The sequence below is a fragment of the Pantoea sp. GbtcB22 genome, from assembly GCF_019091025.1.
Taxonomy (GTDB): Bacteria; Pseudomonadota; Gammaproteobacteria; order Enterobacterales; family Enterobacteriaceae; genus Pantoea; species Pantoea leporis.
On the sequence record NZ_JAGXKB010000005.1, the window covers coordinates 266,159 to 288,730 of the forward strand.

At 54.4% G+C, this 22,572-nt stretch carries 23 protein-coding genes; 21 read left to right on the forward strand and 2 right to left on the reverse strand.

Annotated elements, in window-relative coordinates:
- Positions 1 to 52 precede the first annotated feature (52 nt).
- From cysG to KVT28_RS17530, 15 genes are all read left to right on the forward strand, one after another.
- Positions 53 to 1,468, forward strand: coding sequence for a siroheme synthase CysG (gene cysG / locus KVT28_RS17460; protein ID WP_101762601.1), 1,416 nt, complete (start codon positions 53 to 55; stop codon positions 1,466 to 1,468).
- 9 nt (positions 1,469 to 1,477) lie between these two features.
- Positions 1,478 to 2,386: a sulfate adenylyltransferase subunit CysD gene (gene cysD / locus KVT28_RS17465; protein WP_007893231.1), complete on the forward strand. Its 909-nt coding sequence runs from the start codon at positions 1,478 to 1,480 to the stop codon at positions 2,384 to 2,386.
- 10 nt (positions 2,387 to 2,396) lie between these two features.
- Positions 2,397 to 3,824 (forward strand): sulfate adenylyltransferase subunit CysN, encoded by a 1,428-nt coding sequence (gene cysN, locus KVT28_RS17470; RefSeq protein ID WP_101762602.1) that lies wholly within the window; start codon positions 2,397 to 2,399, stop codon positions 3,822 to 3,824.
- On the forward strand, positions 3,824 to 4,429 hold the full coding sequence (gene cysC / locus KVT28_RS17475; protein WP_008104549.1) for an adenylyl-sulfate kinase: 606 nt from the start codon (positions 3,824 to 3,826) through the stop codon (positions 4,427 to 4,429). The genes cysN and cysC overlap by 1 nt, the downstream gene beginning before the upstream one ends.
- A gap of 55 nt (positions 4,430 to 4,484) precedes the next feature.
- Positions 4,485 to 4,805, forward strand: coding sequence for a DUF3561 family protein (locus KVT28_RS17480; RefSeq protein ID WP_101762603.1), 321 nt, complete (start codon positions 4,485 to 4,487; stop codon positions 4,803 to 4,805).
- Between the two features lie 171 nt (positions 4,806 to 4,976).
- Positions 4,977 to 5,294 (forward strand): cell division protein FtsB, encoded by a 318-nt coding sequence (gene ftsB, locus KVT28_RS17485; RefSeq protein WP_101762604.1) that lies wholly within the window; start codon positions 4,977 to 4,979, stop codon positions 5,292 to 5,294.
- 3 nt (positions 5,295 to 5,297) lie between these two features.
- On the forward strand, positions 5,298 to 6,014 hold the full coding sequence (ispD, locus tag KVT28_RS17490) for a 2-C-methyl-D-erythritol 4-phosphate cytidylyltransferase (protein ID WP_101762605.1): 717 nt from the start codon (positions 5,298 to 5,300) through the stop codon (positions 6,012 to 6,014).
- Positions 6,014 to 6,496 (forward strand): 2-C-methyl-D-erythritol 2,4-cyclodiphosphate synthase, encoded by a 483-nt coding sequence (gene ispF, locus KVT28_RS17495; protein WP_061719965.1) that lies wholly within the window; start codon positions 6,014 to 6,016, stop codon positions 6,494 to 6,496. Before ispD ends, ispF begins: the two co-directional genes overlap by 1 nt.
- Positions 6,493 to 7,536, forward strand: coding sequence for a tRNA pseudouridine(13) synthase TruD (truD, locus tag KVT28_RS17500; protein WP_101762606.1), 1,044 nt, complete (start codon positions 6,493 to 6,495; stop codon positions 7,534 to 7,536). The genes ispF and truD overlap by 4 nt, the downstream gene beginning before the upstream one ends.
- Positions 7,517 to 8,278: a 5'/3'-nucleotidase SurE gene (surE, locus tag KVT28_RS17505; protein WP_101762607.1), complete on the forward strand. Its 762-nt coding sequence runs from the start codon at positions 7,517 to 7,519 to the stop codon at positions 8,276 to 8,278. The genes truD and surE overlap by 20 nt, the downstream gene beginning before the upstream one ends.
- Entirely contained in the window at positions 8,272 to 8,898 is a 627-nt protein-coding gene (locus tag KVT28_RS17510) for a protein-L-isoaspartate(D-aspartate) O-methyltransferase (protein WP_008104533.1), read from the forward strand. Before surE ends, KVT28_RS17510 begins: the two co-directional genes overlap by 7 nt.
- 166 nt (positions 8,899 to 9,064) lie before the next feature.
- The gene (nlpD, locus tag KVT28_RS17515; protein WP_206098214.1) at positions 9,065 to 10,186 is read left to right on the forward strand and encodes a murein hydrolase activator NlpD; all 1,122 of its coding nucleotides are present in this window, start codon (positions 9,065 to 9,067) and stop codon (positions 10,184 to 10,186) included.
- Between the two features lie 48 nt (positions 10,187 to 10,234).
- Complete coding sequence (gene rpoS / locus KVT28_RS17520) at positions 10,235 to 11,233, forward strand: RNA polymerase sigma factor RpoS (protein WP_007893257.1); 999 nt, start codon at positions 10,235 to 10,237, stop codon at positions 11,231 to 11,233.
- A gap of 370 nt (positions 11,234 to 11,603) precedes the next feature.
- Positions 11,604 to 12,911, forward strand: coding sequence for an MFS transporter (locus KVT28_RS17525; RefSeq protein WP_101762609.1), 1,308 nt, complete (start codon positions 11,604 to 11,606; stop codon positions 12,909 to 12,911).
- 26 nt (positions 12,912 to 12,937) lie between these two features.
- Positions 12,938 to 13,684 (forward strand): GolD/DthD family dehydrogenase, encoded by a 747-nt coding sequence (locus KVT28_RS17530; protein ID WP_101762610.1) that lies wholly within the window; start codon positions 12,938 to 12,940, stop codon positions 13,682 to 13,684.
- Between the two features lie 103 nt (positions 13,685 to 13,787).
- Here KVT28_RS17530 and mutS read toward each other — a convergent pair whose 3' ends face one another.
- Positions 13,788 to 16,331: a DNA mismatch repair protein MutS gene (gene mutS, locus KVT28_RS17535; protein ID WP_101762611.1), complete on the reverse strand. Its 2,544-nt coding sequence runs from the start codon at positions 16,329 to 16,331 to the stop codon at positions 13,788 to 13,790.
- 366 nt (positions 16,332 to 16,697) lie between these two features.
- On the opposite strand from mutS, the gene mltB reads away from it, so the two are divergent.
- Together mltB and KVT28_RS17545 are read left to right on the forward strand one after the other, a co-directional pair.
- Positions 16,698 to 17,780, forward strand: coding sequence for a lytic murein transglycosylase B (gene mltB, locus KVT28_RS17540; protein WP_101762612.1), 1,083 nt, complete (start codon positions 16,698 to 16,700; stop codon positions 17,778 to 17,780).
- 85 nt (positions 17,781 to 17,865) lie between these two features.
- Entirely contained in the window at positions 17,866 to 18,201 is a 336-nt protein-coding gene (locus KVT28_RS17545) for a zinc ribbon domain-containing protein YjdM (protein ID WP_192236517.1), read from the forward strand.
- A gap of 32 nt (positions 18,202 to 18,233) precedes the next feature.
- On the opposite strand, the gene KVT28_RS17550 is transcribed toward KVT28_RS17545, so the two are convergent.
- On the reverse strand, positions 18,234 to 19,121 hold the full coding sequence (locus KVT28_RS17550; RefSeq protein ID WP_101762614.1) for a dihydrodipicolinate synthase family protein: 888 nt from the start codon (positions 19,119 to 19,121) through the stop codon (positions 18,234 to 18,236).
- 166 nt (positions 19,122 to 19,287) lie between these two features.
- Between KVT28_RS17550 and tam the strand changes: the two genes are divergently transcribed.
- The 4 genes from tam (at position 19,288) to KVT28_RS17570 (ending at position 22,456) form a co-directional block, all read left to right on the forward strand.
- Positions 19,288 to 20,064: a trans-aconitate 2-methyltransferase gene (gene tam / locus KVT28_RS17555; protein WP_101762615.1), complete on the forward strand. Its 777-nt coding sequence runs from the start codon at positions 19,288 to 19,290 to the stop codon at positions 20,062 to 20,064.
- A 102-nt stretch (positions 20,065 to 20,166) separates the two neighbouring features.
- Complete coding sequence (pncC, locus tag KVT28_RS17560; RefSeq protein ID WP_101762616.1) at positions 20,167 to 20,661, forward strand: nicotinamide-nucleotide amidase; 495 nt, start codon at positions 20,167 to 20,169, stop codon at positions 20,659 to 20,661.
- Between the two features lie 93 nt (positions 20,662 to 20,754).
- On the forward strand, positions 20,755 to 21,825 hold the full coding sequence (gene recA / locus KVT28_RS17565; RefSeq protein ID WP_101762617.1) for a recombinase RecA: 1,071 nt from the start codon (positions 20,755 to 20,757) through the stop codon (positions 21,823 to 21,825).
- A gap of 115 nt (positions 21,826 to 21,940) precedes the next feature.
- The gene (locus KVT28_RS17570; protein WP_254633574.1) at positions 21,941 to 22,456 is read left to right on the forward strand and encodes a regulatory protein RecX; all 516 of its coding nucleotides are present in this window, start codon (positions 21,941 to 21,943) and stop codon (positions 22,454 to 22,456) included.
- Positions 22,457 to 22,572 lie beyond the last annotated feature (116 nt).

Genomic DNA, 22,572 nt, shown 5'->3' on the forward strand with positions numbered 1-22,572 from the left:
AAGGCCGGGACGTATAGTCGCGTTAACTTATTGTAAAACTAGCAAGGTTAACGTGGATTATCTGCCTCTCTTTGCCGATCTCAAAAGCCGTCCGGTGCTGGTTGTCGGCGGTGGCGACATCGCGGCGCGCAAAATAGAACTGCTGCGGCGTGCCGGTGCGCGCGTGCTGGTCGCCGCGCGCGAACTCGGTCATGAGCTGCAGGCGCTGCTGGAAATTGAGGCGATTGAATGGATCGCCCACCGCTTCGATCCGGCACAGCTGGATGGCGTGTTCCTCGTGATTGCCGCTACCGATGACAACGCGCTTAACGCGCAGGTGTTCGATGCCGCCAATGCGCGCCACAAGCTGGTGAACGTGGTGGACGATCAGCCGAAGTGCAGCTTTATCTTCCCGTCGATTGTCGATCGTTCACCGCTGGTGGTGGCCATCTCCTCCAGCGGCACCGCGCCGGTGTTAGCGCGTCTGCTGCGTGAAAAAATTGAAGCGTTACTGCCGGCCAATCTCGGGCAGATGGCGGAAGTGGCCGGGCAGTGGCGCGACAAGGTGAAGCAGCGCTATCACCGCATGTCTGACCGCCGTCGCTTCTGGGAGCGCGCCTTTAACGGTCTGTTCGCCAGCCAGATGGCGGCGGGTAACGTCCATGAAGCGCGGCGCACGCTGGATCACGAACTGGAAAACGATAGCGACAATCAGGGCGAAATTACGCTGGTAGGCGCCGGTCCAGGCGACAGCGGTTTGCTGACGTTGCGTGGCTTGCAGGTGATGCAGCTGGCCGATGTGGTGCTGTATGACCATCTGGTCAGCGACGAAGTGCTTGAGCTGGTGCGGCGCGATGCCGACCGCATCTGCGTCGGTAAACGCGCTGGTGCGCATTCGGTGCCGCAGGAAGAGACCAATCAGATGCTGGTGACGCTGGCGCAACAGGGTAAACGCGTAGTGCGCCTGAAAGGCGGCGATCCGTTTATTTTTGGCCGCGGTGGCGAAGAGCTGCAGGCGGCGCAGGCCGCGGGCATTCCGTTCCAGGTGGTGCCGGGCATCACCGCTGCAGCAGGCGCAACCGCCTATGCCGGTATTCCACTGACCCATCGCGACCACGCGCAGAGCGTGCTGTTTATTACCGGTCACTGTCGCGCGGATGGCGACGGCATTGATTGGCCGTCGCTGGCGCGCGCACGTCAAACCTTAGCGATTTATATGGGCACGGTGAAAGCGGCGGAAATCGCTGCCGGGCTTATCGAACATGGCCGCGCCGCCTCCACGCCGGTGGCGGTGATTGGGCGCGGCACGCGTCAGGATCAGCAGGTGCTGACCGGCACATTGGATCAACTGGAGGCGCTGGCTGCGGCCGCGCCCACGCCAGCACTGTTAGTGATTGGCGAAGTCGTAAATTTGCACGGGCAATTGGCCTGGTTCCAACATTCGGCACAGCAGGGGGCTCGCGAGTCCGCCGTTGTCAATTTGGCTTGAGGAAAAATTATGGACCAAAATCGACTTACTCATCTGCGCCAGCTGGAGGCAGAGAGTATCCATATCATCCGCGAGGTGGCGGCCGAGTTCAGCAATCCGGTGATGATGTACTCCATCGGTAAAGACTCCTCGGTAATGCTGCATCTGGCGCGTAAAGCCTTCTATCCGGGCACGCTGCCGTTTCCGCTGCTGCATGTTGATACCGGCTGGAAATTCCGTGAAATGTATGAGTTCCGCGATCGCACCGTGAAAGCGATGGGCGCGGAGTTGCTGGTGCATCGCAACCCGGAAGGCGTGGCGATGGGCATCAACCCGTTTGTGCACGGCAGCGCCAAGCACACCGACATCATGAAAACCGAAGGCCTGAAGCAGGCGCTGAACAAATACGGTTTTGATGCGGCATTTGGCGGCGCACGTCGTGATGAAGAGAAGTCGCGCGCGAAAGAGCGTATCTACTCCTTCCGCGATCGCTTCCACCGCTGGGACCCGAAAAACCAGCGTCCTGAGCTGTGGCACAACTACAACGGCCAGATTAACAAAGGCGAAAGCATCCGCGTGTTCCCGCTCTCCAACTGGACCGAGCTGGATATCTGGCAGTACATCTTCCTCGAGAATATCGAGATCGTGCCGCTCTACCTCGCCGCGCCGCGTCCGGTGCTGGAGCGTGATGGCATGCTGATGATGATCGATGACGACCGTATCGATCTGCAGCCAGGTGAAGTGATCAAGCAGCGCATGGTGCGTTTCCGTACGCTCGGCTGCTGGCCGTTGACCGGCGCGGTGGAATCAGAGGCGCAGACGCTGCCGGAAATTATTGAAGAGATGCTGGTCTCCACCACCAGTGAACGCCAGGGACGCGTGATTGACCGCGACCAGGCCGGTTCGATGGAAATGAAGAAACGTCAGGGTTATTTCTAAGGAGACGCAGATGAATACCGTTATTGCACAACAGATTGCCGATCAGGGCGGCGTAGAAGCCTGGCTGACCGCGCAACAACATAAAAGCCTGCTGCGTTTCCTGACCTGCGGTAGCGTCGACGACGGCAAAAGTACGCTGATTGGTCGCCTGCTGCACGACACGCGTCAAATTTATGAAGACCAGCTCTCCTCGCTGCACAACGACAGCAAACGTCACGGGACGCAGGGTGAGAAGCTGGATCTCGCGTTACTGGTTGATGGCTTGCAGGCCGAGCGCGAGCAGGGCATCACCATTGATGTGGCGTATCGCTATTTCTCCACTGAGAAGCGCAAATTTATTATTGCCGACACGCCAGGACACGAGCAGTACACCCGCAACATGGCGACCGGTGCATCGACCTGCGATTTGGCGATCCTGCTGATCGATGCGCGTAAAGGCGTGCTGGATCAGACGCGTCGTCACAGCTTTATCTCCACGCTGCTGGGCATTAAGCATCTGGTGGTCGCCATCAACAAGATGGATCTGGTGGAGTACAAGCAAGAGACCTTTGAGCAGATCAAACAGGATTACCTCGATTTCGCCGCGCAGCTGCCGGAAGACCTTGATATTCGCTTTGTGCCGATGTCGGCGCTGGAAGGCGATAACGTGGCAACGCCCAGCGTCACCATGCCGTGGTACAGCGGCCCAACGCTGCTCGACGTATTAGAAACCGTTGAATTGAACCGCGTGGTGGATCATCAGCCAATGCGTTTCCCGGTGCAGTATGTGAACCGTCCTAACCTCGATTTCCGTGGTTATGCCGGTACGCTGGCGTCGGGTGTGGTCAACGTCGGTCAGCGCGTGAAAGTGCTGCCATCGGGCGTGGAATCGACCATCTCGCGCATCGTCACCTTCGATGGCGACCTGCCTGAAGCGGGTGCCGGTGAAGCGATTACGCTGGTGCTGAAAGATGAGATCGACATCAGTCGTGGCGATCTGCTGGTGGATGCGGAAGCCGAGCTGCAAGCGGTGCAATCCGCCACCGTTGACGTGGTGTGGATGGCGGAACAGCCGCTGCAGCCCGGGCAAAGTTACGAAGTGAAGATCGCCGGTAAGAAAACTCGCGCGCGCGTTGAGAAAGTGATCCATCAGGTGGAGATCAACTCGCTGGAGAAGCGCACCGTGGACAGCCTGCCGCTTAACGGCATTGGCCTGGTCGAACTGACCTTTGACGAACCGATGGTGCTGGACGCGTATCGCCAGAATCCGGTGACTGGCGGCATGATCTTTATCGATCGTCTGAGCAACGTGACGGTGGGCGCGGGCATGATTAATCAGCCGCTGACCGATGTGCGTACGCAAGCGGGTCAGTTCAGCGATTTCGAGCTGGAGCTGAACGCGCTGGTGCGTCGTCACTTCCCACACTGGAACGCGCGCGATCTGCTGGGTGGCAAGTAATGGCGCAACACGATGAAAACGTGGTGTGGCACGATCATCCGGTAACGCGCGAGGAGCGCGAACAGCAGCACGGCCATCAAGGCGTGGTGCTGTGGTTCACCGGGCTTTCCGGCTCGGGGAAATCCACCGTGGCCGGCGCGCTGGAGCAGGCGCTGCATCGGGCCGGTGTGAACACCTATCTGCTGGATGGCGACAACGTGCGTCACGGTTTGTGCCGTGACCTCGGCTTTAGCGATGACGATCGTAAAGAGAACATTCGTCGCGTCGGCGAAGTGGCGAAACTGATGGTCGATGCCGGTTTAGTAGTGCTGACCGCATTTATCTCGCCACATCGCGCGGAACGCAACATGGTGCGCGATCTGCTGGCTGAAGGGCAGTTCATCGAAGTGTTTGTCGATACGCCGTTGGCCGTGTGCGAAGCGCGCGACCCCAAAGGTTTATACAAAAAAGCCCGTGCCGGTGAGCTGCGTAATTTCACCGGTATCGATAGCGTTTACGAGGCGCCAGACGCCCCGGAAATCCACCTTGATGGCGAACAATTGGTTACAAAACTCGCCGGCCAATTGTTAGACCTGCTGCGTCACCGCGATATCATCAGATCCTGAACCGACAGCGGCAAATCCCTTTGGGTTTGCCGCGCTTAGCGTCAACAGGATCTCTATGCAGAACGTAACGCCCATGCTAGCCCGTAAAGATGAACGCACCCCGGATGAGTCTCGCTCATCACTGCCGGGCGGCGTGTTTGGCTTTCTCTCGTACTGGTGCGCACTGGCGATTCCGTTCATGCTCTACGGCTCCAACACGCTGTTCTTCTTCCTCTACACCTGGCCATTCTTCCTCGCGCTACTGCCGGTTTCGGTATTGATTGGCATCGTGCTCAGCCTGATGATCCGCACTCACTTATTCTGGAGCGGGATCGCCACGGCGATTGTGGTGGTGTGCTTGTTCTGGCTGCTGTTCTCATTTCTCTCCGGTTGGTAACGCCCAGCTGATGTGCAAACGCATCGGCAGGTTACAAAACTTTACCTGCCGTCTCGCCTCCTACTCTGGCATTATTTGCACGGCTAAACGCCCGTGCGCGGCATTTTCGCCGTCGCAGTGGAGTCCAGCGTCAAGTTATGGGATGATTGGGCCGTTTTTCAGGGGGCGGGGATGGGAAAACTGACGTTACTGCTACTCGTGCTGCTGGGATGGCTTCAATATTCCCTGTGGCTGGGTAAGAACGGTATTCATGACTATACGCGCGTCAACGAAGACGTCGCGACACAACAGGCGAATAACGCCAAGCTTAAAGCGCGTAACGATCAGCTATTCGCCGAAATTGACGATCTCAATGGCGGCTCTGAAGCGATCGAAGAACGCGCACGTAATGAACTGGGCATGATTAAGCCCGGTGAGACTTTCTATCGTCTGGTGCCAGACCAGAACAAACGTAACGCGCAACAAGCTGCGCAAAATCAACAACGATAAGCCATGAACAAGCGCCCGATCCTTGCGGATGTGATTGCCGTGGTGCCCGCCGCAGGTGTGGGCAGCCGAATGCAGGCTGCCTGCCCAAAACAGTATCTGACCATTGGTCAATTCACCCTCCTTGAACACAGCGTCGCACGTCTGCTGGCACATCCTGCGGTAAAACAGGTAATTGTGCCGGTCAGCAATGACGATGGCTGGTTCGATTCACTACCGCTGGCGCAGGATTCCCGTATTCTCCGCGTGACCGGTGGCAACACGCGCGCCGAATCAGTGCTGGCGGGCTTAAACGCCATTCACCACAGCGAATGGGTGCTGGTGCATGACGCCGCGCGTCCTTGCCTGCATCCGGACGATTTAGCACGTCTGCTGGCGGTACGTGAGTACAGCAAGGTTGGCGGAATTCTGGCGGCGCCGGTGCGCGACACCATGAAACGCGCCGAACCGGATAAAACCGCCATCGCCCACACCGTTGAACGCGAGGATTTATGGCACGCGTTAACGCCGCAATTTTTCCCGCATCAACTGCTCACCGCTTGCCTGACGCGCGCACTCCATGAAGGCGCTACCATTACCGATGAAGCGTCGGCGCTGGAGTATTGCGGTTATCACCCGGAATTGGTGAGTGGACGCAGCGACAATATTAAGGTGACGCGGCCAGAAGATCTGGCGCTGGCGGCCTTCTATCTTACCCAGATTCAGTTACAGGAGAGCGCATGATGCGTATCGGTCACGGTTTTGACGTTCACGCTTTTGGCGGCGAAGGTCCGTTAGTGATTGGCGGGGTGCGTATTCCCTTCGAACACGGTTTTATTGCCCATTCTGATGGTGATGTGGCGCTGCATGCGTTGACGGATGCCTTGCTCGGCGCGGTGGCGATGGGCGATATCGGCAAGTTGTTCCCGGATACCGATCCGGCGTTTAAAGGCGCTGACAGCCGCGGTTTACTGCGCGAAGCCTGGCGTCGGATTCAGCTGAAAGGCTATCGCATCGGTAACGTCGATGTGACCATCATTGCGCAGGCACCGAAAATGTTGCCGCATGTGCCGCAGATGCGCGTCAATATCGCCGAAGATCTCGGTTGCCATATGGATGACGTCAACGTCAAAGCCACCACCACCGAAAAGCTGGGCTTTACCGGGCGTGGCGAAGGCATTGCCTGTGAAGCGGTTGCGCTGCTGATAAAGGCCGATCAGGCATGAGTGAACTGCATTACCTGCACGGCGTGCCGACTGCCACCGGCGTCATCAAAGCCAATCCCGAAGATTTCGTGGTGATTGAAGATCTTGGCTATCCCTATGATGGCGAAGGTGAACAGCTGTTGGTGCGCATCCGTAAAATTGGCTGCAATACGCGCTTTGTCGCTGAAGCCATCGCCAAATTTCTCGGCGTGCCGGTGCGTGACCTTAGCTATGCCGGCATGAAAGATCGTCATGCCGTCACCGAGCAAACACTCTGTTTCCGCGTACCGGGCAATGGCATGCCGAATCTGGCCGGATTCCAGCTGGAAGGCGTTGAAATCCTGCAGGTAATTCGCCACAAGCGCAAACTGCGTACCGGCGCGCTGGCGGGCAATGCGTTCCGCTTAGTGGTGCGTCAGATCTCCGATCGCCGTGAAGTCGACGCACGTTTACAGCAGATTCAACAGCGCGGCGTGCCGAACTACTTTGGTGAGCAGCGCTTTGGTCGTGGCGGCAACAACCTAACGCAGGCGAAACAGTGGGCGCAAGAGACATTCCGTCCGCGCGATCGCAATATGAAAGGTTTGCTGTTGTCAGCGACCCGCAGTCATCTGTTTAATCAGGTGACCAGCGCGCGTTTGCAGCGTGATGGCGCACTGGATGTGGTGCAGGTGGGCGATGCGGTACAGCTGGCCGGTCGCGGCAGCTGGTTCGTGGCGCAGGCGGAAGAGTTGCCTGACGTGCAGCAGCGCATCGATAATCATCAACTGCGCATCACTGCGCCGCTGCCGGGTCGCGGTGATGCGGGTCCGCAAGGCGACGCGCTGCTTTTTGAGCAGCAAAGCCTGGCAGGCGCAGAAGAATTGATTACACTGCTTGAGCGCGAGCGGGTTGATGCCGCGCGTCGTGCAATGCTGGTGGTGCCAAAGGATCTGCGCTGGGAATGGTGGGACGATGTGACGCTGGAGATGCAGTTCTGGCTGCCCGCGGGCAGTTTTGCCACCAGCGTGGTGCGTGAGCTTCTCCAACAAGAAGGTAACGATGCGGATATTGCTGAGTAACGATGATGGAATTCATGCGCCAGGTATTCAGACGCTGGCGCGTGCTTTACGTGAGTTTGCCGAGGTGCAGGTTGTCGCGCCCGATCGCAATCGTAGCGGCGCATCTAACTCGCTCACGCTGGAGACGCCGCTGCGTACCTTTACACATGAAAACGGCGATATCGCGCTGCAGATGGGCACGCCGACCGACTGCGTGTTCCTCGGCGTGAACAAGCTGATGCAGCCGCGTCCCGATATCGTCGTGTCCGGCATCAACGCCGGTCCAAACCTTGGCGACGATGTGATTTACTCCGGTACCGTCGCTGCGGCAATGGAAGGGCGCCATCTTGGCTTGCCTGCGCTCGCTGTTTCACTCAATGGACATCAGCATTACGACACCGCCGCATCCATCACTTGTACGCTGTTACGTGCGCTGTCGCGCGCTCCGCTGCGTACCGGCCGTATTCTTAATATCAACGTGCCTGATTTGCCGTTAGCGGAGATCAAAGGTTTCCGCGTGACCCGCTGCGGCAGCCGCCATCCCGCCGATCAGGTTATCTGCACCGAAGACCCGCGCGGCCAGCCGCTTTACTGGATTGGCCCGCCGGGGCAAAAGCTGGATGCAGGCCCGGATACCGATTTCGCTGCGGTGGATGCGGGCTACGTTTCGTTGACCGCGCTGCATGTGGATTTGACCGCGCATGCTGCACAAGAAGTATTAAGTGACTGGCTGACCCAGGCAGAGGTAAAACTCGCATGGTGAATCGCCGCATCGAAACGCTTTTGGAGCAGCTGCGCGCGCAGGGCATTCATGATGAACACCTGCTGAAAGCCATTGCCGATGTGCCTCGTGAGCGTTTTATCGATGAGGCGTTTGAGCATAAAGCGTGGGAAAACGTTGCGCTGCCGATTGGCAACGGCCAGACCATTTCTCAGCCTTACATGGTGGCGCGCATGACCGCCTTGTTAGAGCTCACGCCGGAATCGCGCGTGCTGGAAATCGGCACCGGTTCTGGCTATCAGACCGCGATTCTGGCGCATCTGGTTAATCATGTTTATTCCGTCGAACGCATCAAGGGCTTGCAGTGGCAGGCTAAGCGTCGCCTCAAGCAACTCGATCTGCATAATATCTCTACCCGGCATGGCGATGGCTGGCAGGGCTGGGCGACGCGTGGTCCGTTTGATGCCATTATCGTGACCGCCGCACCGCCTGAAATTCCGACTTTGCTGATAGCGCAATTAGGTGACGGCGGCAAAATGGTGCTGCCGGTTGGCGAGGATCAGCAGGTATTGAAGCGTTTGCGTCGTCAGGGCGATGAATTGATTGAAGAAATCATCGAACCCGTGCGCTTTGTGCCGTTGGTTCAGGGCGATCTGGCCTAGGACAGCATTACGCAATTCTTCACAACTGTTACATGGCACGGCACAGTTGATATTGTTACTATCCTTGTTTATCAATGCTAAAAACCGTTTTTAACGTTACGCGCAGTGGATAATGCGGTTAACGCCGTTACACATTTATATTCAGGGTTGCCATCACGGGGGATCAGTGAGCATGGGAAGCACAGCATTTCAATTACGCCGTTTGGCGGCACTTTCTTTGGTAGGTTTTTGGCTGGCGGGCTGTAGTTCTGGCGATAATACACAGGCACCCATTAGCCAGATTGGTGGTAATAGTGGCGATAGCGGTATGGCTTCAGCCTCAGGCGGCGGCATGATCTCTTCGCAAAACAGCGCTGTGCCCGCGATGCCACGTGGCGGAATGTTAAGCGGCGGCACACCATCGGCACAACCGTCAGGTGGAATGGTAAGTGACAATAACAATGTAGCCACGGAAAATGGTCGCATTGTGTACAATCGCAATTATGGGAATATTCCTAAAGGTAGCTACGGTGGTGAAACCTATACCGTAAAACGTGGCGATACCCTGTTCTACATTGCCTGGATTACCGGAAACGATTTCCGCGATCTGGCACAGCGTAACAATATTGCAGCCCCGTATGGCTTGAACGCTGGGCAAACGCTGCAGGTTGGTAATGGTAACGGCCAGACCATTACCGGTGGAAACGCGATTACTGCCGCCGATGCAACCCAGGGCGGCGTGCCAGTTACACTGAGCCAGACGCAAATTAAATCCACCCCTGTTGCACAGCAACCTGTTATTACGTATTCTGATGATTCGGGTAATTCGTCGGGTAGCAAATTGCTGCCGTCGAAAGGAGCAAATAATGTGGCAACGACCACAGCTCCGGTTGTCGCACCACCTACAGTCAGCAGCACGACTAATAGCACAACTCCAGTGGGAAGCTGGCGTTGGCCGACTGATGGGAAGATCATCGATAACTTCTCCGCTGCGGAAGGCGGAAACAAAGGGGTCGATATCGCCGGTTCGCGTGGACAACCTGTTGTCGCCACAGCTTCGGGAAGAGTGGTGTACGCAGGCAACGCGCTCCGTGGGTACGGTAATTTAATCATCATCAAACACAATGATGACTACCTGAGCGCCTACGCCCATAACGACTCTATGCTGGTCCGGGAACAACAGGAAGTTAAGGCGGGGCAAAAAATCGCTACCATGGGTAGCACCGGTACCAGTTCAGTACGATTGCACTTTGAAATTCGTTACAAGGGGAAATCCGTAAACCCGTTGCGTTATTTACCGCAGCGATAATCCGGCAGAACCTTGGTTCTGCCCTTGGATCACGGGTAGGAGCCGCTAATGAACCAGAATACGCTGAAAGTTAACGATTTACATGAAGATGCGGAATTCGAGGAAAACAACGGAGCTGAGGTTTTTGATGAGAAGGCTCTCGTTGAGAACGAACCTGGTGATAACAACGACGTAGCGGAAGAAGAGCTGTTGTCACAGGGTGCGACGCAACGCGTTTTGGATGCGACGCAGCTTTACCTCGGAGAGATTGGTTATTCACCGCTGCTGACGGCAGAAGAAGAAGTCTTCTTTGCGCGCCGTGCACTGCGGGGTGACATTCCATCTCGCCGCCGCATGATTGAAAGTAACTTACGCTTGGTAGTAAAGATTGCCCGTCGTTATAGCAATCGTGGTCTGGCGCTGCTGGATCTGATTGAAGAGGGTAATCTCGGCTTGATTCGCGCCGTAGAGAAGTTTGACCCAGAACGTGGGTTCCGTTTCTCAACTTACGCCACGTGGTGGATTCGTCAGACAATTGAACGGGCGATTATGAATCAAACCCGTACCATCCGTCTGCCAATCCACATCGTTAAAGAGTTAAATGTTTACCTGCGTACCGCGCGTGAACTTTCGCACAAGCTTGATCATGAGCCAAGTGCTGAAGAGATTGCCGAGCAGCTAGACAAGCCTGTTGATGACGTGAGCCGTATGCTGCGTCTCAATGAGCGCATTACCTCGGTCGATACACCTTTGGGTGGCGATTCCGAAAAAGCGCTGCTGGATATCCTGGCCGATGAGAAAGACAACGGTCCGGAAGACACCACGCAAGACGATGATATGAAACAGAGCATCGTTAAGTGGTTGTTTGAACTGAATGCCAAGCAGCGTGAAGTGCTGGCGCGTCGTTTCGGCCTGTTAGGCTACGAAGCGGCAACGCTTGAAGATGTCGGTCGTGAAATCGGTTTGACCCGTGAACGCGTACGTCAGATTCAGGTGGAAGGACTGCGTCGTCTGCGTGAGATTCTGCAGACGCAAGGTTTGAACATCGAAGCACTGTTTCGTGAATAACAGAATACGTGGTTAATACAAGAAGCGGTGGTGAAAACCACCGCTTTTTTATTGGTTAAAATATACAGGCAGCACTTGTTAATTCATCAAAGTAAAATCTTTTAACGCTATCACTTAAACCGTCACCTAAATAGATAACCGTAAATTAAATCCATTAGATGTTAATTAAACATCTAATAAATGCTCTATTTATCTTGCTCTCATTTAGCAATTTGTAATGTTGTGCACGACTTTCTTTGCAATTTTGCCTTATTTCCTTTCTCCGTGTCACTCTGATAAAAGTTTTTAAAACGGTGCTATGCCATTTTCTTGCTCGCTGTATCACCAGGATATTCAAGCAATGAATAACTAAAAGGGAGTGAGAAGAACAATGCGTGTGCAAAGCAGCAGTACAAAGTCACAATACTCCAGAGTGGTTTTTGGGATGCCAATATCTCTGCTATGGGGATATATTGCGATGGCCATCTTCATGACCGGCGATGGCATCGAACTGGCTCATCTCTCCCGATATCTCTACGATCTCGGCTATGGAGAAAAACAAGTTTCATTAGTTTTCACCGTTTATGCGTTAACGGCAGCAGTTTCAAGTTGGCTTTCCGGTGCCGTGAGTGAAATTTATGGTCCGAAGAAAATTATGCTCACCGGCGCTATTTGGTGGATGGTGTTACATGCCGTATTTGTTTATTTTGGCGTAAGTGAAAATAACTTTACCTTGATGTTGGTGAGTTATACGTTGCGCGGCTTCGCTTATCCGCTGTTCTTTTATGGATTCTATGTATTAGTGGTGCAGCGCACGCCTGAGCATCGACTTGCCTCCGCAACCGGCTGGATATGGTCGATGTTTACCATTGGTTATGGCATTACAGCTTCCTTCCTCTCCGGCCTTCTGGTGCCTGAAATTGGGTTCATCAATACGCTTTGGCTTTCACTGCTGTTTGCTGCGGTGGGCGGTGTGATTATATTGTTTACGGTTAAAACTCAGAGTGAACACAATCTAAATAGTAACGGCGTCAGTCGCAAAGAAAAATTGCGGGAAATATCGCGCGGAATAACCTTGATCTTCGAAGACCGCAGTATGTTCTTTGCGCTGATAACACGCATCTTATGTAATGTGGCATTATTTGGCCTGCCGGTATTTATGCCGATCTATTTCACCCGTGAATTAGGATTTTCTACTAAAGAGTGGGCGACTATCTGGGGCGTATTTTTCCTGGTTCAACCAATAACCAATGTGCTTTGGGGCATTATTGGCGATCGTATTGGCTGGATTTTTCAGATGCGCTGGTTTGGTTTCTTCGGATGCACGATTACCACTGCCGCTTTCTATTTTTTACCCTCATTTTTCCCAGGTAATCTGGCGTTAGCCATTGTCTGCGCGCTGTTATTAGCCTTAACGCTCACCTCCTTTGTGCCAATGGGGGCGATTTTCCCGATGCTGGCGCCGCAGCATAAAGGCGCTGCGGTTTCGGTGCAAAATCTGGGTGGTGGTTTCGGTAATCTAATTGGTCCGGCGGTTGCCGCACTAATGTTCGGCCTGTCATTTGAAATCAAGCACGTGATTATTACTTTCTCCGTTCTCTATTTTGCTGGCGGCGTCATGACATTCTTTATTCGTGATCCCCAACCAAAAATAGAGCGTAACGCTCCTTCCAAGACCACGGCCAGCAAATCCGAATAAATACCCTCAATGAAAAGGACCACAACATGACAACACCATTTTCACTGCAAAATAAGGTCGCCATCGTCACCGGCGCCGCATCGGGAATTGGTTACGCCATTGCCCGCTGTTTAAGTGCTGCGGGTGCCCAAGTGGCGATGATCGATCGCGCAGAAGAGGTAAAAACGGTTGCCAGCAAGATGGACAACCCTGCGCGAGGTTACGTTTTCGATCTGGCTAATGTCGAAGCGCTTGGCGAACTGGTTGAGCAGATTCACCATGATTTTGGCCGCATTGACATCCTGGTCAATAACGCCGGTATTGGCATGCTGGAATCCGTGGGCGAAGTGCAACTCGCCAGCTGGAATACCACGATGTTGATTAACATGACCGCGCCATTCTTCCTCGCTCAGCATTGTGCTCGATATATGAAAGAACACGGTTTTGGCCGCCTGATTAACATCGCCTCACAGGCCAGCGTCATTGCACTCAATGAGCACGCGGCATATTGCACCAGCAAATCAGGTATGGTGTCTTTCACGCGGGTGTTGGCAGCGGAGTTGGGGCCGTTTGGTATTACCGCTAATGCCATTTCACCAACGGTGGTTGAGACGGAATTAGGTAAGCGTTACTGGCATGGGGAGCGAGCGGAGCAGATGAAATCAAAAATCCCATCACGACGTTTTGCCACACCTGACGAAGTCGCGAGTACGGTGTTGTATCTCAGCAGCAATGAAGCGGCAATGGTCAATGGCGAGAATTTAGTGATCGATGGGGGATATAGTGTGATTTAAAGCCGGGCGAGTTGACTGGAATGAGCCCGCTAAAATTGCTTAACACCAGGGAATTGTAAAAAAAATGGCCCGCACAGAACGTTGCTTCTGGGCGGGCGAATAACTACACCAGCGTTTTCAAGCGATAGATCCATTCCAGCGCTTGCTTCGGCGTTAAGCTGTCTGGGTCCAGTGCCTCAAGCGCATCAACCGCCGGTGAGGTTTCTGCCACCAGCAACTGCATTTGCGAACCTTCCACTGTGGATGCGGCGGAGCTGCCAGATAACGCTTCCAGCTCCTTCAGCTTGTTACGCGCGCGCTTAATCACTTCCTTCGGCACGCCCGCCAGCGCCGCCACCGCGAGACCATAACTTTTGCTTGCTGCACCATCCTGCACGCTGTGCATAAAGGCGATGGTGTCTCCGTGTTCGACCGCATCCAGATGCACATTCACGACACCTTCCATTTTTTCCGGCAGCGTGGTCAGCTCGAAATAGTGGGTGGCAAACAGCGTCATGGCCTTAATGCGATTCGCCAAACTTTCAGCGCAGGCCCATGCCAGCGACAAACCATCATAAGTCGAGGTGCCGCGCCCGATTTCATCCATCAGTACCAGACTGTTTTCGGTAGCGTTATGCAGAATGTTGGCGGTTTCCGTCATCTCCACCATAAAGGTTGAGCGTCCGGAAGCCAGATCATCAGCAGCCCCGACGCGCGTGAAGATGCGATCGATAGGGCCGATGACGGTCTCTTCTGCTGGCACATAGCTGCCTATCCACGCCATCAGCGCGATCAACGCTGTCTGGCGCATGTAGGTACTTTTACCGCCCATATTGGGGCCGGTAATGATCAGCATGCGACGCTGCGGTGAGAGTGACAGCGGATTCGCGATAAACGGCTCTTTCAATACCTGCTCGACCACCGGATGGCGGCCTGCAGTAATACGGATGCCGGCTTTTTCTTGCAGCACCGGGCGGCAATAATTCAGCGTCCATGCACGTTCGGCCAGGTTCGCTAGCACGTCCAGCTCAGAGAGTGCAGCCGCACTGATTTGCAGGGCTTCAAGATGTGGTAGCAAGCGATCAAACAGCTCATCGTAGAGACCTTTCTCCAGCGCCAGCGCTTTGCCCTTCGACGTCAGGACCTTATCTTCATACTCTTTTAGTTCAGGAATGATATAGCGTTCAGCATTCTTCAGCGTCTGGCGGCGAACGTAATGAATCGGCACCAGATGGCTTTGACCACGGCTGACCTGAATGTAGTAGCCGTGAATCGCGTTAAAGCCGACTTTCAGCGTATCCAGCCCGAGTTTCTCGCGCTCTCGGATTTCCAGACGATCAAGATAATCGGTGGCACCATCGGCTAGCGCACGCCACTCGTCGAGTTCAGCGTTGTATCCCGAAGCGATCACGCCACCGTCGCGCACCAGCACTGGCGGCGATTCAATGATCGCCTGTTCCAGCAACTCACGCAGTTCGGTAAATTCGCCCATCTGAGAGCGCAGATTAATTAACTGCGTGGCCTCAACGCCCTCGAGTTGTTGGTTTAACTCGGGCAACTGCTGGAAGGCATGGCGCATACGTGCCAAATCGCGTGGGCGCGCGGTGCGCAGTGCCAGTCGCGCCAGAATACGCTCCAGATCGCCCACCTGGCGCAGCACCGGCTGCAGCTCCTGACTAAGTGATTGCAGTTCTGCGATAGACTCCTGACGCCGGGCAATGGTAGTGACATCGCGCAGCGGCATATGCAGCCAGCGTTTCAGCATACGGCTGCCCATCGGCGTGACGGTTTTATCCAGTATCGCCGCCAGTGTGTTCTCGATGCCGCCGGCCAGGTTTTGCGTTATTTCCAGGTTGCGGCGCGTAGCAGCATCCATGATCACGCTATCCTGCTGACGCTCCATGCTCAGCGAGCGAATATGCGGTAACGACGTGCGTTGCGTGTCTTTAACATATTGCAGCAGACATCCTGCAGCGCGTAGCGCCAGATGCGCCTGCTCAACGCCAAAACCACTTAAGTCGCGGGTGCCAAATTGCAGATTGAGCTGCTGGCGCGCCGTATCGATTTCATATTCCCACAGCGGGCGGCGACGCAGGCCACGGCGTTGATCGATCAACGTCATTGCCTGGAAATCTTCGGGATAGAGCAGTTCAGCCGGATTGGTGCGCTGCAGTTCTGCTGCCATCGTCTCCAGATCGCCGGGTTCACTCAGGCGGAAGCGGCCAGAACTGATGTCCAGCGTTGCATAACCAAAACCGCGCTGGCTCTGGAAGATGGCGGCGAGCAGGTTATCCTGGCGCTCTTGCAGCAACGCTTCATCGCTGATGGTGCCGGGTGTAACGATACGCACCACTTTTCGCTCAACCGGGCCTTTGCTCAAGGCTGGGTCGCCAATCTGCTCACAGATCGCCACCGATTCGCCGAGCTGGACCAGTTTCGCCAGATAGCCTTCAACCGCATGGTAAGGCACGCCCGCCATCGGAATCGGTTCCCCAGCAGAGGCGCCGCGTTTGGTCAGAGAGATTTCCAGCAGTTGCGAGGCGCGTTTCGCGTCATCGTAAAACAGCTCGTAAAAATCGCCCATGCGATAAAACAGCAGGATGTCAGGATGATCGGCCTTCAGGCGCAGGTATTGCTGCATCATCGGCGTATGGCCACTAAAGTCCATTTGCTCTGCTCCTTTCATCTCATTCTCACTCAACATTCATTCTTTTAATTACCTGAGGCTGGGTCAATGCAGCCCGGAAGTGTCGTTATCACTTGGGCGGATAACGAAAGCGGGATATTACCATTTTTGCCGCGTAACCTTCATCCGCCAGCAGGGCTTTATGGCTGCCGACCATAACAAATTGCCGCAAACGGTAAAAAGCAAAATTTAATGAAAAAGGTAAAGTGTGGAGCGGTTTCGCAAATTCGCGTTGCAACCGGCTGAAACGGGCGGGAAACGGCTAAATTTTAAGATATTGCTCTGTATGTCACCCCGATGAACGATTACCATGAGTGCTTCCGGTTTCACCTGGCTTATGGATATCCAATGCGTTTTAAGGTTGCTCTTCTTCCGCTTATTACTCTGCTTGCTGCCTGCAGCAGTAAGCCTGCATCCCATCAGCAGCCCGCCGTTGTGCCTGCACCGAAAGGCGGTTTTTTGCTGGAACCTTCGCACGCGGTTCAACCGATGTTTGGCGATTTTGCGGGTAACCCCGCAGCTGAACAGTTCATTGATCAAATGGTGGCAAAACACGGTTTTAACCGTGAGCAATTGCATGCGGTTATCGGCCAGGCGAAGCGTCTGGATTACGTGCTGCGTTTGATGGATCAGCAAGCCCCGAGCTATACGCCGCCAACCGGACCGAATGGCGCGTGGATTCGCTATCGCAACAAGTTTATTACGCCGGATAACGTGCAGAACGGCGTGGCATTCTGGAATCAGTATCAGGATGCGCTACAGCGTGCGCAGCAGGTTTACGGCGTGCCGCCGGAAATCATTGTTGGCATTATCGGCGTTGAGACGCGCTGGGGCAGGGTAATGGGCAAAACGCGCTTGCTGGATGCGCTGGCAACCTTGTCATTTAGCTATCCGCGTCGTGCAGCTTACTTCAGCGGTGAGCTGGAGACCTTCCTGCTGATGGCGCGAACAGAGCAAGACGATCCGCTGGATCTGCGCGGCTCCTTTGCCGGTGCGATGGGTTATGGACAGTTCATGCCATCCTCTTATAAGCAATACGCAGTCGATTTTAATGGCGATGGTCATATCAACCTTTGGGATCCGGTTGATGCGATTGGTAGCGTAGCCAACTACTTCAAAGAACATGGCTGGCGTGCGGGCGAGAACGTTGCGGTGCCGGCCAGCGGGCAGGCTCCGGCATTGGAGAATGGCTTTAAAACCAAGTACCCAGTCAGCACCTTAGCTGCGAGTGGTTTAACGCCGCAGGGATCGCTGGACGGTAATACTCAGGTCAGTTTGCTGCGTTTGGATCTCGGCACCAGCTATCAATATTGGTATGGTCTGCCCAACTTCTATGCCATTACGCGCTATAACCATAGCACCCACTATGCAATGGCGGTGTGGCAGTTGGGTGAAGCCGTGGCTAAAGCACGTCAGGGCAGCCTGTTTTAATGCTGTCCATATAAAGTGTGAGGGTATAAGATGGCCCCCCATTTGCGGTGCCATCTTCACCGCATCCGACTTCTGAGGAGCGCTTATGAGTACCTTACCTGCCTGTCCTGTCTGCCACGCCGATTACACCTGGCAAGATGGCGAGAACCTGAATTGCCCATCTTGCGGCCATATCTGGACGGCAAACGCCGATGATGCATCGGACGGTTTGGTGGTACGCGATGCCAACGGCAACCTGTTAGCCGATGGCGACAGCGTCACTGTCGTTAAAGATCTTAAGGTTAAAGGCAGCTCTTCGACGTTGAAAATTGGTACCAAAGTCAAAAGCATTCGCCTGGTCGAAGGCGATCACAACATTGATTGCAAAATTGATGGTTTTGGCCAGATGAAACTCAAATCTGAGTTCGTCAAAAAGAACTAATTATGGGACGGCTTTGCGCCGTCCTGTTTGTTTCAACTCAGTAAACGATCCACTTCCTCGCACTGTTCCGCTGTTAGCTCGCCACCATAATTGCGCGAGTTGCTGCGCATTGAATCAAATCGACGTGCAACAGCCGTTTTTATGGTGGTAACAAAATCATCGCCGATAGTGTAAATCGCCATCAGTTTACCAATACGTTGTTGAATCTCACTGAGCTGCGCTACATCGCCCGCCCGCCAGGCCTGCATCGCACGGGCAAATAGCTCCGGCACAATATTGTTCAAGCCGGAAATCACACCTGAACCGCCAGCCAGTAGATTGGGCAACAGATATTCGTCATAGCCGGAAAGCACGGTGAAATCGCTGCGCACCTGCTTCGTTTCTTCAATCATTGCGCGGTTGTGCGACAAGCAATCCATGGTGTCTTTGATGCCAATAAAGTTGGGCAGCTCTGCCGCCAGTTCTGCGACCAACGCAGGCGTTAAATCACAGCCGGTGCGTGCGGGGAAATTGTAGGCGAACCACTTGCCGCCCAGCTGTGTATCCAGCGCTTTGAAATAGCGCAGCAGCTGTTTATGTGTCTGCCCGTAATAGTAAGGAGGCAGCACCATTACAGCATCAAATCCGTTCTGCCAGGCCGCATCTGCCAGTTGCAGCATGTCCGCAATACAGGTGCTGGAGACATTTGCCACCATGGTCAGGGGCGAGAGTTGACGCGCCTCGCGGATCAGTAACAGGCGCTCCTGCTGCGAGAGCGAGGCAAATTCGCCAATACTGCCCATCAGCAGCAAGGTATCAATGCCTGATTGGCTCAGGCGAGAAAAATGGCGGCCAAGCGCATCAATATCCAGATTATTGTTGCTATCAAAGGGCGTTACTGACGGACACCATACGCCGGGCAATGCGGGTTGTGCAGACATATCAAGCTCCTTGCTTGGAAAATGAAACGTCGTTTTAACTTAATGCTATCTGCGCAGGCTAACCAGCTAACGAGGGCAAAAAGGTGAGATATCGCACTTTTCTCTTTCTATGAAAGCATGAAAAGCAGGTAGTGTTTAACCCCTCAGCCAAGACAGGAGCACTGCCATGCAAGACTGGAATCCACAACTGTATCGCCAATTCGAATCAGAGCGAACCCGCCCGGCGCGCGAGCTATTGGATCGCATTCCGCTCGATGATGTGCGCTTTGCCACCGATCTTGGTTGCGGACCTGGCAACAGCACCGAGCTACTGGCACAAGCCTGGCCTGAGGCGCAGATAACCGGCATTGACAGTTCTGCGGCAATGTTAGAGCAGGCGCGCGAACGTCTCCCCAACTGCCATTTCCTGCAGGCCGATATTCGTCGCTGGCAGGCTGAACAGCCGCAGCAGGTTATCTATGCCAACGCCTCGCTGCAGTGGTTGACCGAGCATCACACCTTGCTGCCGCATCTGGTTGATCAATTGGCCATCGGTGGCGCGCTAGCGATTCAGATGCCCGATAATCTTGAAGAACCATCGCACCGTTTGATGCGCGAAGTGGCGGCGAATGAAAAATGGCAGGCGCTGATTTCGCCACAAGCGGCGGATCGCAAACGCCTGCTAACCACCGATCGCTATTACGATCTGCTGACCGATGCGGGTTGCCAGGTTGATGTCTGGCGCACTACTTATTATCACCCGATGGCAGATGCGCAGGGCATCATTACCTGGTTGCGTGCCACCGGGCTGCGTCCTTTCCTCGCGGGGCTGGATGAAACGCAGCAGGCAGCATTTCTTCATGATTATCATCAGGCCCTCATTCCGGCTTACCCCGCACGCAGTAACGGCCAGGTTTTGTTAGCCTTCCCGCGTCTGTTTATGGTTGCAGTGAAAACTGGCTAAGGTATCTGGAAGCCACTGCGCAGAAATGATGGCTGAAGGTTGAAAAGGGCTTTTCAGCGCACCATATACTGCTAACGTGAAGCGCCACAACGGGAGAAGGCGATGAACGATGAACAGTTACAGCAGCTAAGTCACCGTATTGGCGAACAGCTGAAGAGACGTCAGGCCACGGTGACCGCTGCAGAATCCTGCACCGGCGGCTGGATTGCGAAAGTATTTACTGATATCAGCGGTAGCTCTGCCTGGTTTGAGCGCGGTTTCGTTACTTACAGCAATGAAGCTAAGCAGCAGATGGTCGGCGTACAGGACACAACGTTGCAGCAGCATGGCGCCGTAAGTGAACAGACGGTGCGTGAGATGGCTACCGGTGCGGCTAAAGCGGCAGCGGCAGAATACGCCATCGCCGTAAGCGGTATTGCCGGTCCTGAAGGTGGCACGCCCGATAAACCGGTGGGCACCGTGTGGTTTGCGATTGTGGGTCCAGAGGGGCGCGTACTAGCGCAGCGCCAGATCTTTGCTGGCGACCGTGATGCGGTACGCCGTCAGTCAGTGGCTTGGGCGCTGCAAACGCTGCTTGATGAATTTCTGATAAATTAAAACTTGATACTGTATGACTATACAGTATAATTAGCGGCAACAGAACGAGCGACATACTTGATGTCGACTCACCCAGCATGATTAGGAGTGGAAATGGCGATCGACGAGAACAAACAGAAGGCTTTAGCTGCCGCACTGGGCCAGATTGAGAAGCAATTTGGTAAAGGCTCCATCATGCGCTTGGGTGAAGACCGCTCAATGGATGTCGAAACCATCTCTACCGGCTCACTGTCACTGGATATCGCGCTGGGCGCGGGTGGCTTGCCGATGGGCCGTATCGTTGAGATTTACGGACCAGAATCTTCGGGTAAAACCACGCTGACGCTGCAGGTTATTGCTTCTGCACAGCGTAAAGGTAAAACCTGTGCCTTTATCGATGCTGAGCACGCACTGGATCCGGTGTACGCGAAAAAACTGGGCGTTGATATCGATAACCTGCTGTGTTCACAGCCGGATACCGGTGAGCAAGCGCTGGAGATTTGTGATGCGCTGGCGCGTTCAGGCGCAGTTGACGTCATCATCGTCGACTCCGTGGCGGCGCTGACGCCGAAAGCGGAAATCGAAGGCGAGATTGGCGATTCGCACATGGGTCTGGCCGCTCGTATGATGAGCCAGGCAATGCGTAAGCTGGCGGGTAACCTGAAGCAGTCCAACACGCTGCTGATCTTCATCAACCAGATTCGTATGAAGATTGGTGTGATGTTCGGTAACCCGGAAACCACAACAGGCGGTAACGCACTGAAATTCTACGCTTCTGTTCGTCTGGATATCCGCCGTATCGGTGCGATTAAAGAGGGCGACGAAGTGGTAGGTAGCGAAACCCGCGTGAAAGTCGTGAAGAACAAAGTTGCGGCACCGTTTAAGCAGGCTGAATTCCAAATCATGTACGGAGAAGGTATCAACACCTTTGGCGAGCTGGTGGATCTTGGCGTGAAGCACAAACTGGTTGAGAAAGCCGGCGCGTGGTACAGCTACAACGGTGAGAAGATTGGTCAGGGTAAAGCTAACTCCACCAACTTCCTTAAAGAGAACCCGGCGATTGCGAATGAAATCGACAAGAAGCTGCGTGACTTACTGCTAAGTGGTGATGTCGCCGCCGCAGACACCGCGAAAATCTCCGCGGATGATCGCGAAGAAGCCAGCGAAACCAACGAAGATTTCTAAAATATTAACGGGAGCAGAAATGCTCCCGTTTTGCTTTTCCCCGCCAGCGCTTTTCCTCTCTGCCTTCTTGCTTTACTCTGCGACCCTGCACGACTGTTAGAACAAGGTTGATCCTATGTCATCGTCATCATCTGCGGCACCTGTGCCAACATATTCCCGTTTACTCGACCGCGCTATGCGCATCCTTTCGCAGCGCGACCACAGTCGTGAAGAGCTAAAGCGTAAATTGCAGCTCTCTTCCCAACGTGCGGCTTATCTGCAGCAGCAGGAAAACACGCCCATTCCCGACGAGTTACTGGAAAAAGTGCTCGACTGGTGTCAGGAGAGCGGTTGGCTCAACGATGAGCGCTTTACCGAACGCTTTATTCAAAGCCGTGCGCGTAAAGGATATGGTCCACAACGCGTGCGTATGGAATTGCAGCAAAAGGGCATTGGCCGTGAGGAGATCAATCAGGCGCTATTCGATACCGAAGTAGACTGGAGCCAGTGCGCAGCCGATCTTGCCAAACGCAAATTTGGCGAACCCTTACCGCAAACCTGGACTGAGAAAAGCAAGGTACAGCGTTTTTTAATGTCGAAAGGCTTTATGATGGAAGATATTCAGGCTGTTTTCAGAAATAGTGACGACTGAAAGGCGATGTGATTTTACTTCCCACTGAAGAAAATTTATCTTATTCCCACTTTTTGTTCCTCAGTCAGCGGCAGGCCGGATGGATAGGGTTTGCCAGCGAAAGGGAACGTTCGTTA

What these genes read in the sequence shown, in the direction of transcription:
- cysD (WP_007893231.1), top strand. Translation starts at nt 1,478, where the DNA reads ATGGACCAAAATCGACTTACTCATCTGCGCCAGCTGGAGGCAGAGAGT.
- cysN (WP_101762602.1), top strand. Translation starts at nt 2,397, where the DNA reads ATGAATACCGTTATTGCACAACAGATTGCCGATCAGGGCGGCGTAGAA.
- cysC (WP_008104549.1), top strand. Translation starts at nt 3,824, where the DNA reads ATGGCGCAACACGATGAAAACGTGGTGTGGCACGATCATCCGGTAACG.
- KVT28_RS17480 (WP_101762603.1), top strand. Translation starts at nt 4,485, where the DNA reads ATGCAGAACGTAACGCCCATGCTAGCCCGTAAAGATGAACGCACCCCG.
- ftsB (WP_101762604.1), top strand. Translation starts at nt 4,977, where the DNA reads ATGGGAAAACTGACGTTACTGCTACTCGTGCTGCTGGGATGGCTTCAA.
- ispD (WP_101762605.1), top strand. Translation starts at nt 5,298, where the DNA reads ATGAACAAGCGCCCGATCCTTGCGGATGTGATTGCCGTGGTGCCCGCC.
- ispF (WP_061719965.1), top strand. Translation starts at nt 6,014, where the DNA reads ATGCGTATCGGTCACGGTTTTGACGTTCACGCTTTTGGCGGCGAAGGT.
- truD (WP_101762606.1), top strand. Translation starts at nt 6,493, where the DNA reads ATGAGTGAACTGCATTACCTGCACGGCGTGCCGACTGCCACCGGCGTC.
- surE (WP_101762607.1), top strand. Translation starts at nt 7,517, where the DNA reads ATGCGGATATTGCTGAGTAACGATGATGGAATTCATGCGCCAGGTATT.
- KVT28_RS17510 (WP_008104533.1), top strand. Translation starts at nt 8,272, where the DNA reads ATGGTGAATCGCCGCATCGAAACGCTTTTGGAGCAGCTGCGCGCGCAG.
- rpoS (WP_007893257.1), top strand. Translation starts at nt 10,235, where the DNA reads ATGAACCAGAATACGCTGAAAGTTAACGATTTACATGAAGATGCGGAA.
- KVT28_RS17525 (WP_101762609.1), top strand. Translation starts at nt 11,604, where the DNA reads ATGCGTGTGCAAAGCAGCAGTACAAAGTCACAATACTCCAGAGTGGTT.
- KVT28_RS17530 (WP_101762610.1), top strand. Translation starts at nt 12,938, where the DNA reads ATGACAACACCATTTTCACTGCAAAATAAGGTCGCCATCGTCACCGGC.
- mutS (WP_101762611.1), bottom strand. Translation starts at nt 16,331, where the DNA reads ATGGACTTTAGTGGCCATACGCCGATGATGCAGCAATACCTGCGCCTG.
- mltB (WP_101762612.1), top strand. Translation starts at nt 16,698, where the DNA reads ATGCGTTTTAAGGTTGCTCTTCTTCCGCTTATTACTCTGCTTGCTGCC.
- KVT28_RS17545 (WP_192236517.1), top strand. Translation starts at nt 17,866, where the DNA reads ATGAGTACCTTACCTGCCTGTCCTGTCTGCCACGCCGATTACACCTGG.
- KVT28_RS17550 (WP_101762614.1), bottom strand. Translation starts at nt 19,121, where the DNA reads ATGTCTGCACAACCCGCATTGCCCGGCGTATGGTGTCCGTCAGTAACG.
- tam (WP_101762615.1), top strand. Translation starts at nt 19,288, where the DNA reads ATGCAAGACTGGAATCCACAACTGTATCGCCAATTCGAATCAGAGCGA.
- pncC (WP_101762616.1), top strand. Translation starts at nt 20,167, where the DNA reads ATGAACGATGAACAGTTACAGCAGCTAAGTCACCGTATTGGCGAACAG.
- recA (WP_101762617.1), top strand. Translation starts at nt 20,755, where the DNA reads ATGGCGATCGACGAGAACAAACAGAAGGCTTTAGCTGCCGCACTGGGC.
- KVT28_RS17570 (WP_254633574.1), top strand. Translation starts at nt 21,941, where the DNA reads ATGTCATCGTCATCATCTGCGGCACCTGTGCCAACATATTCCCGTTTA.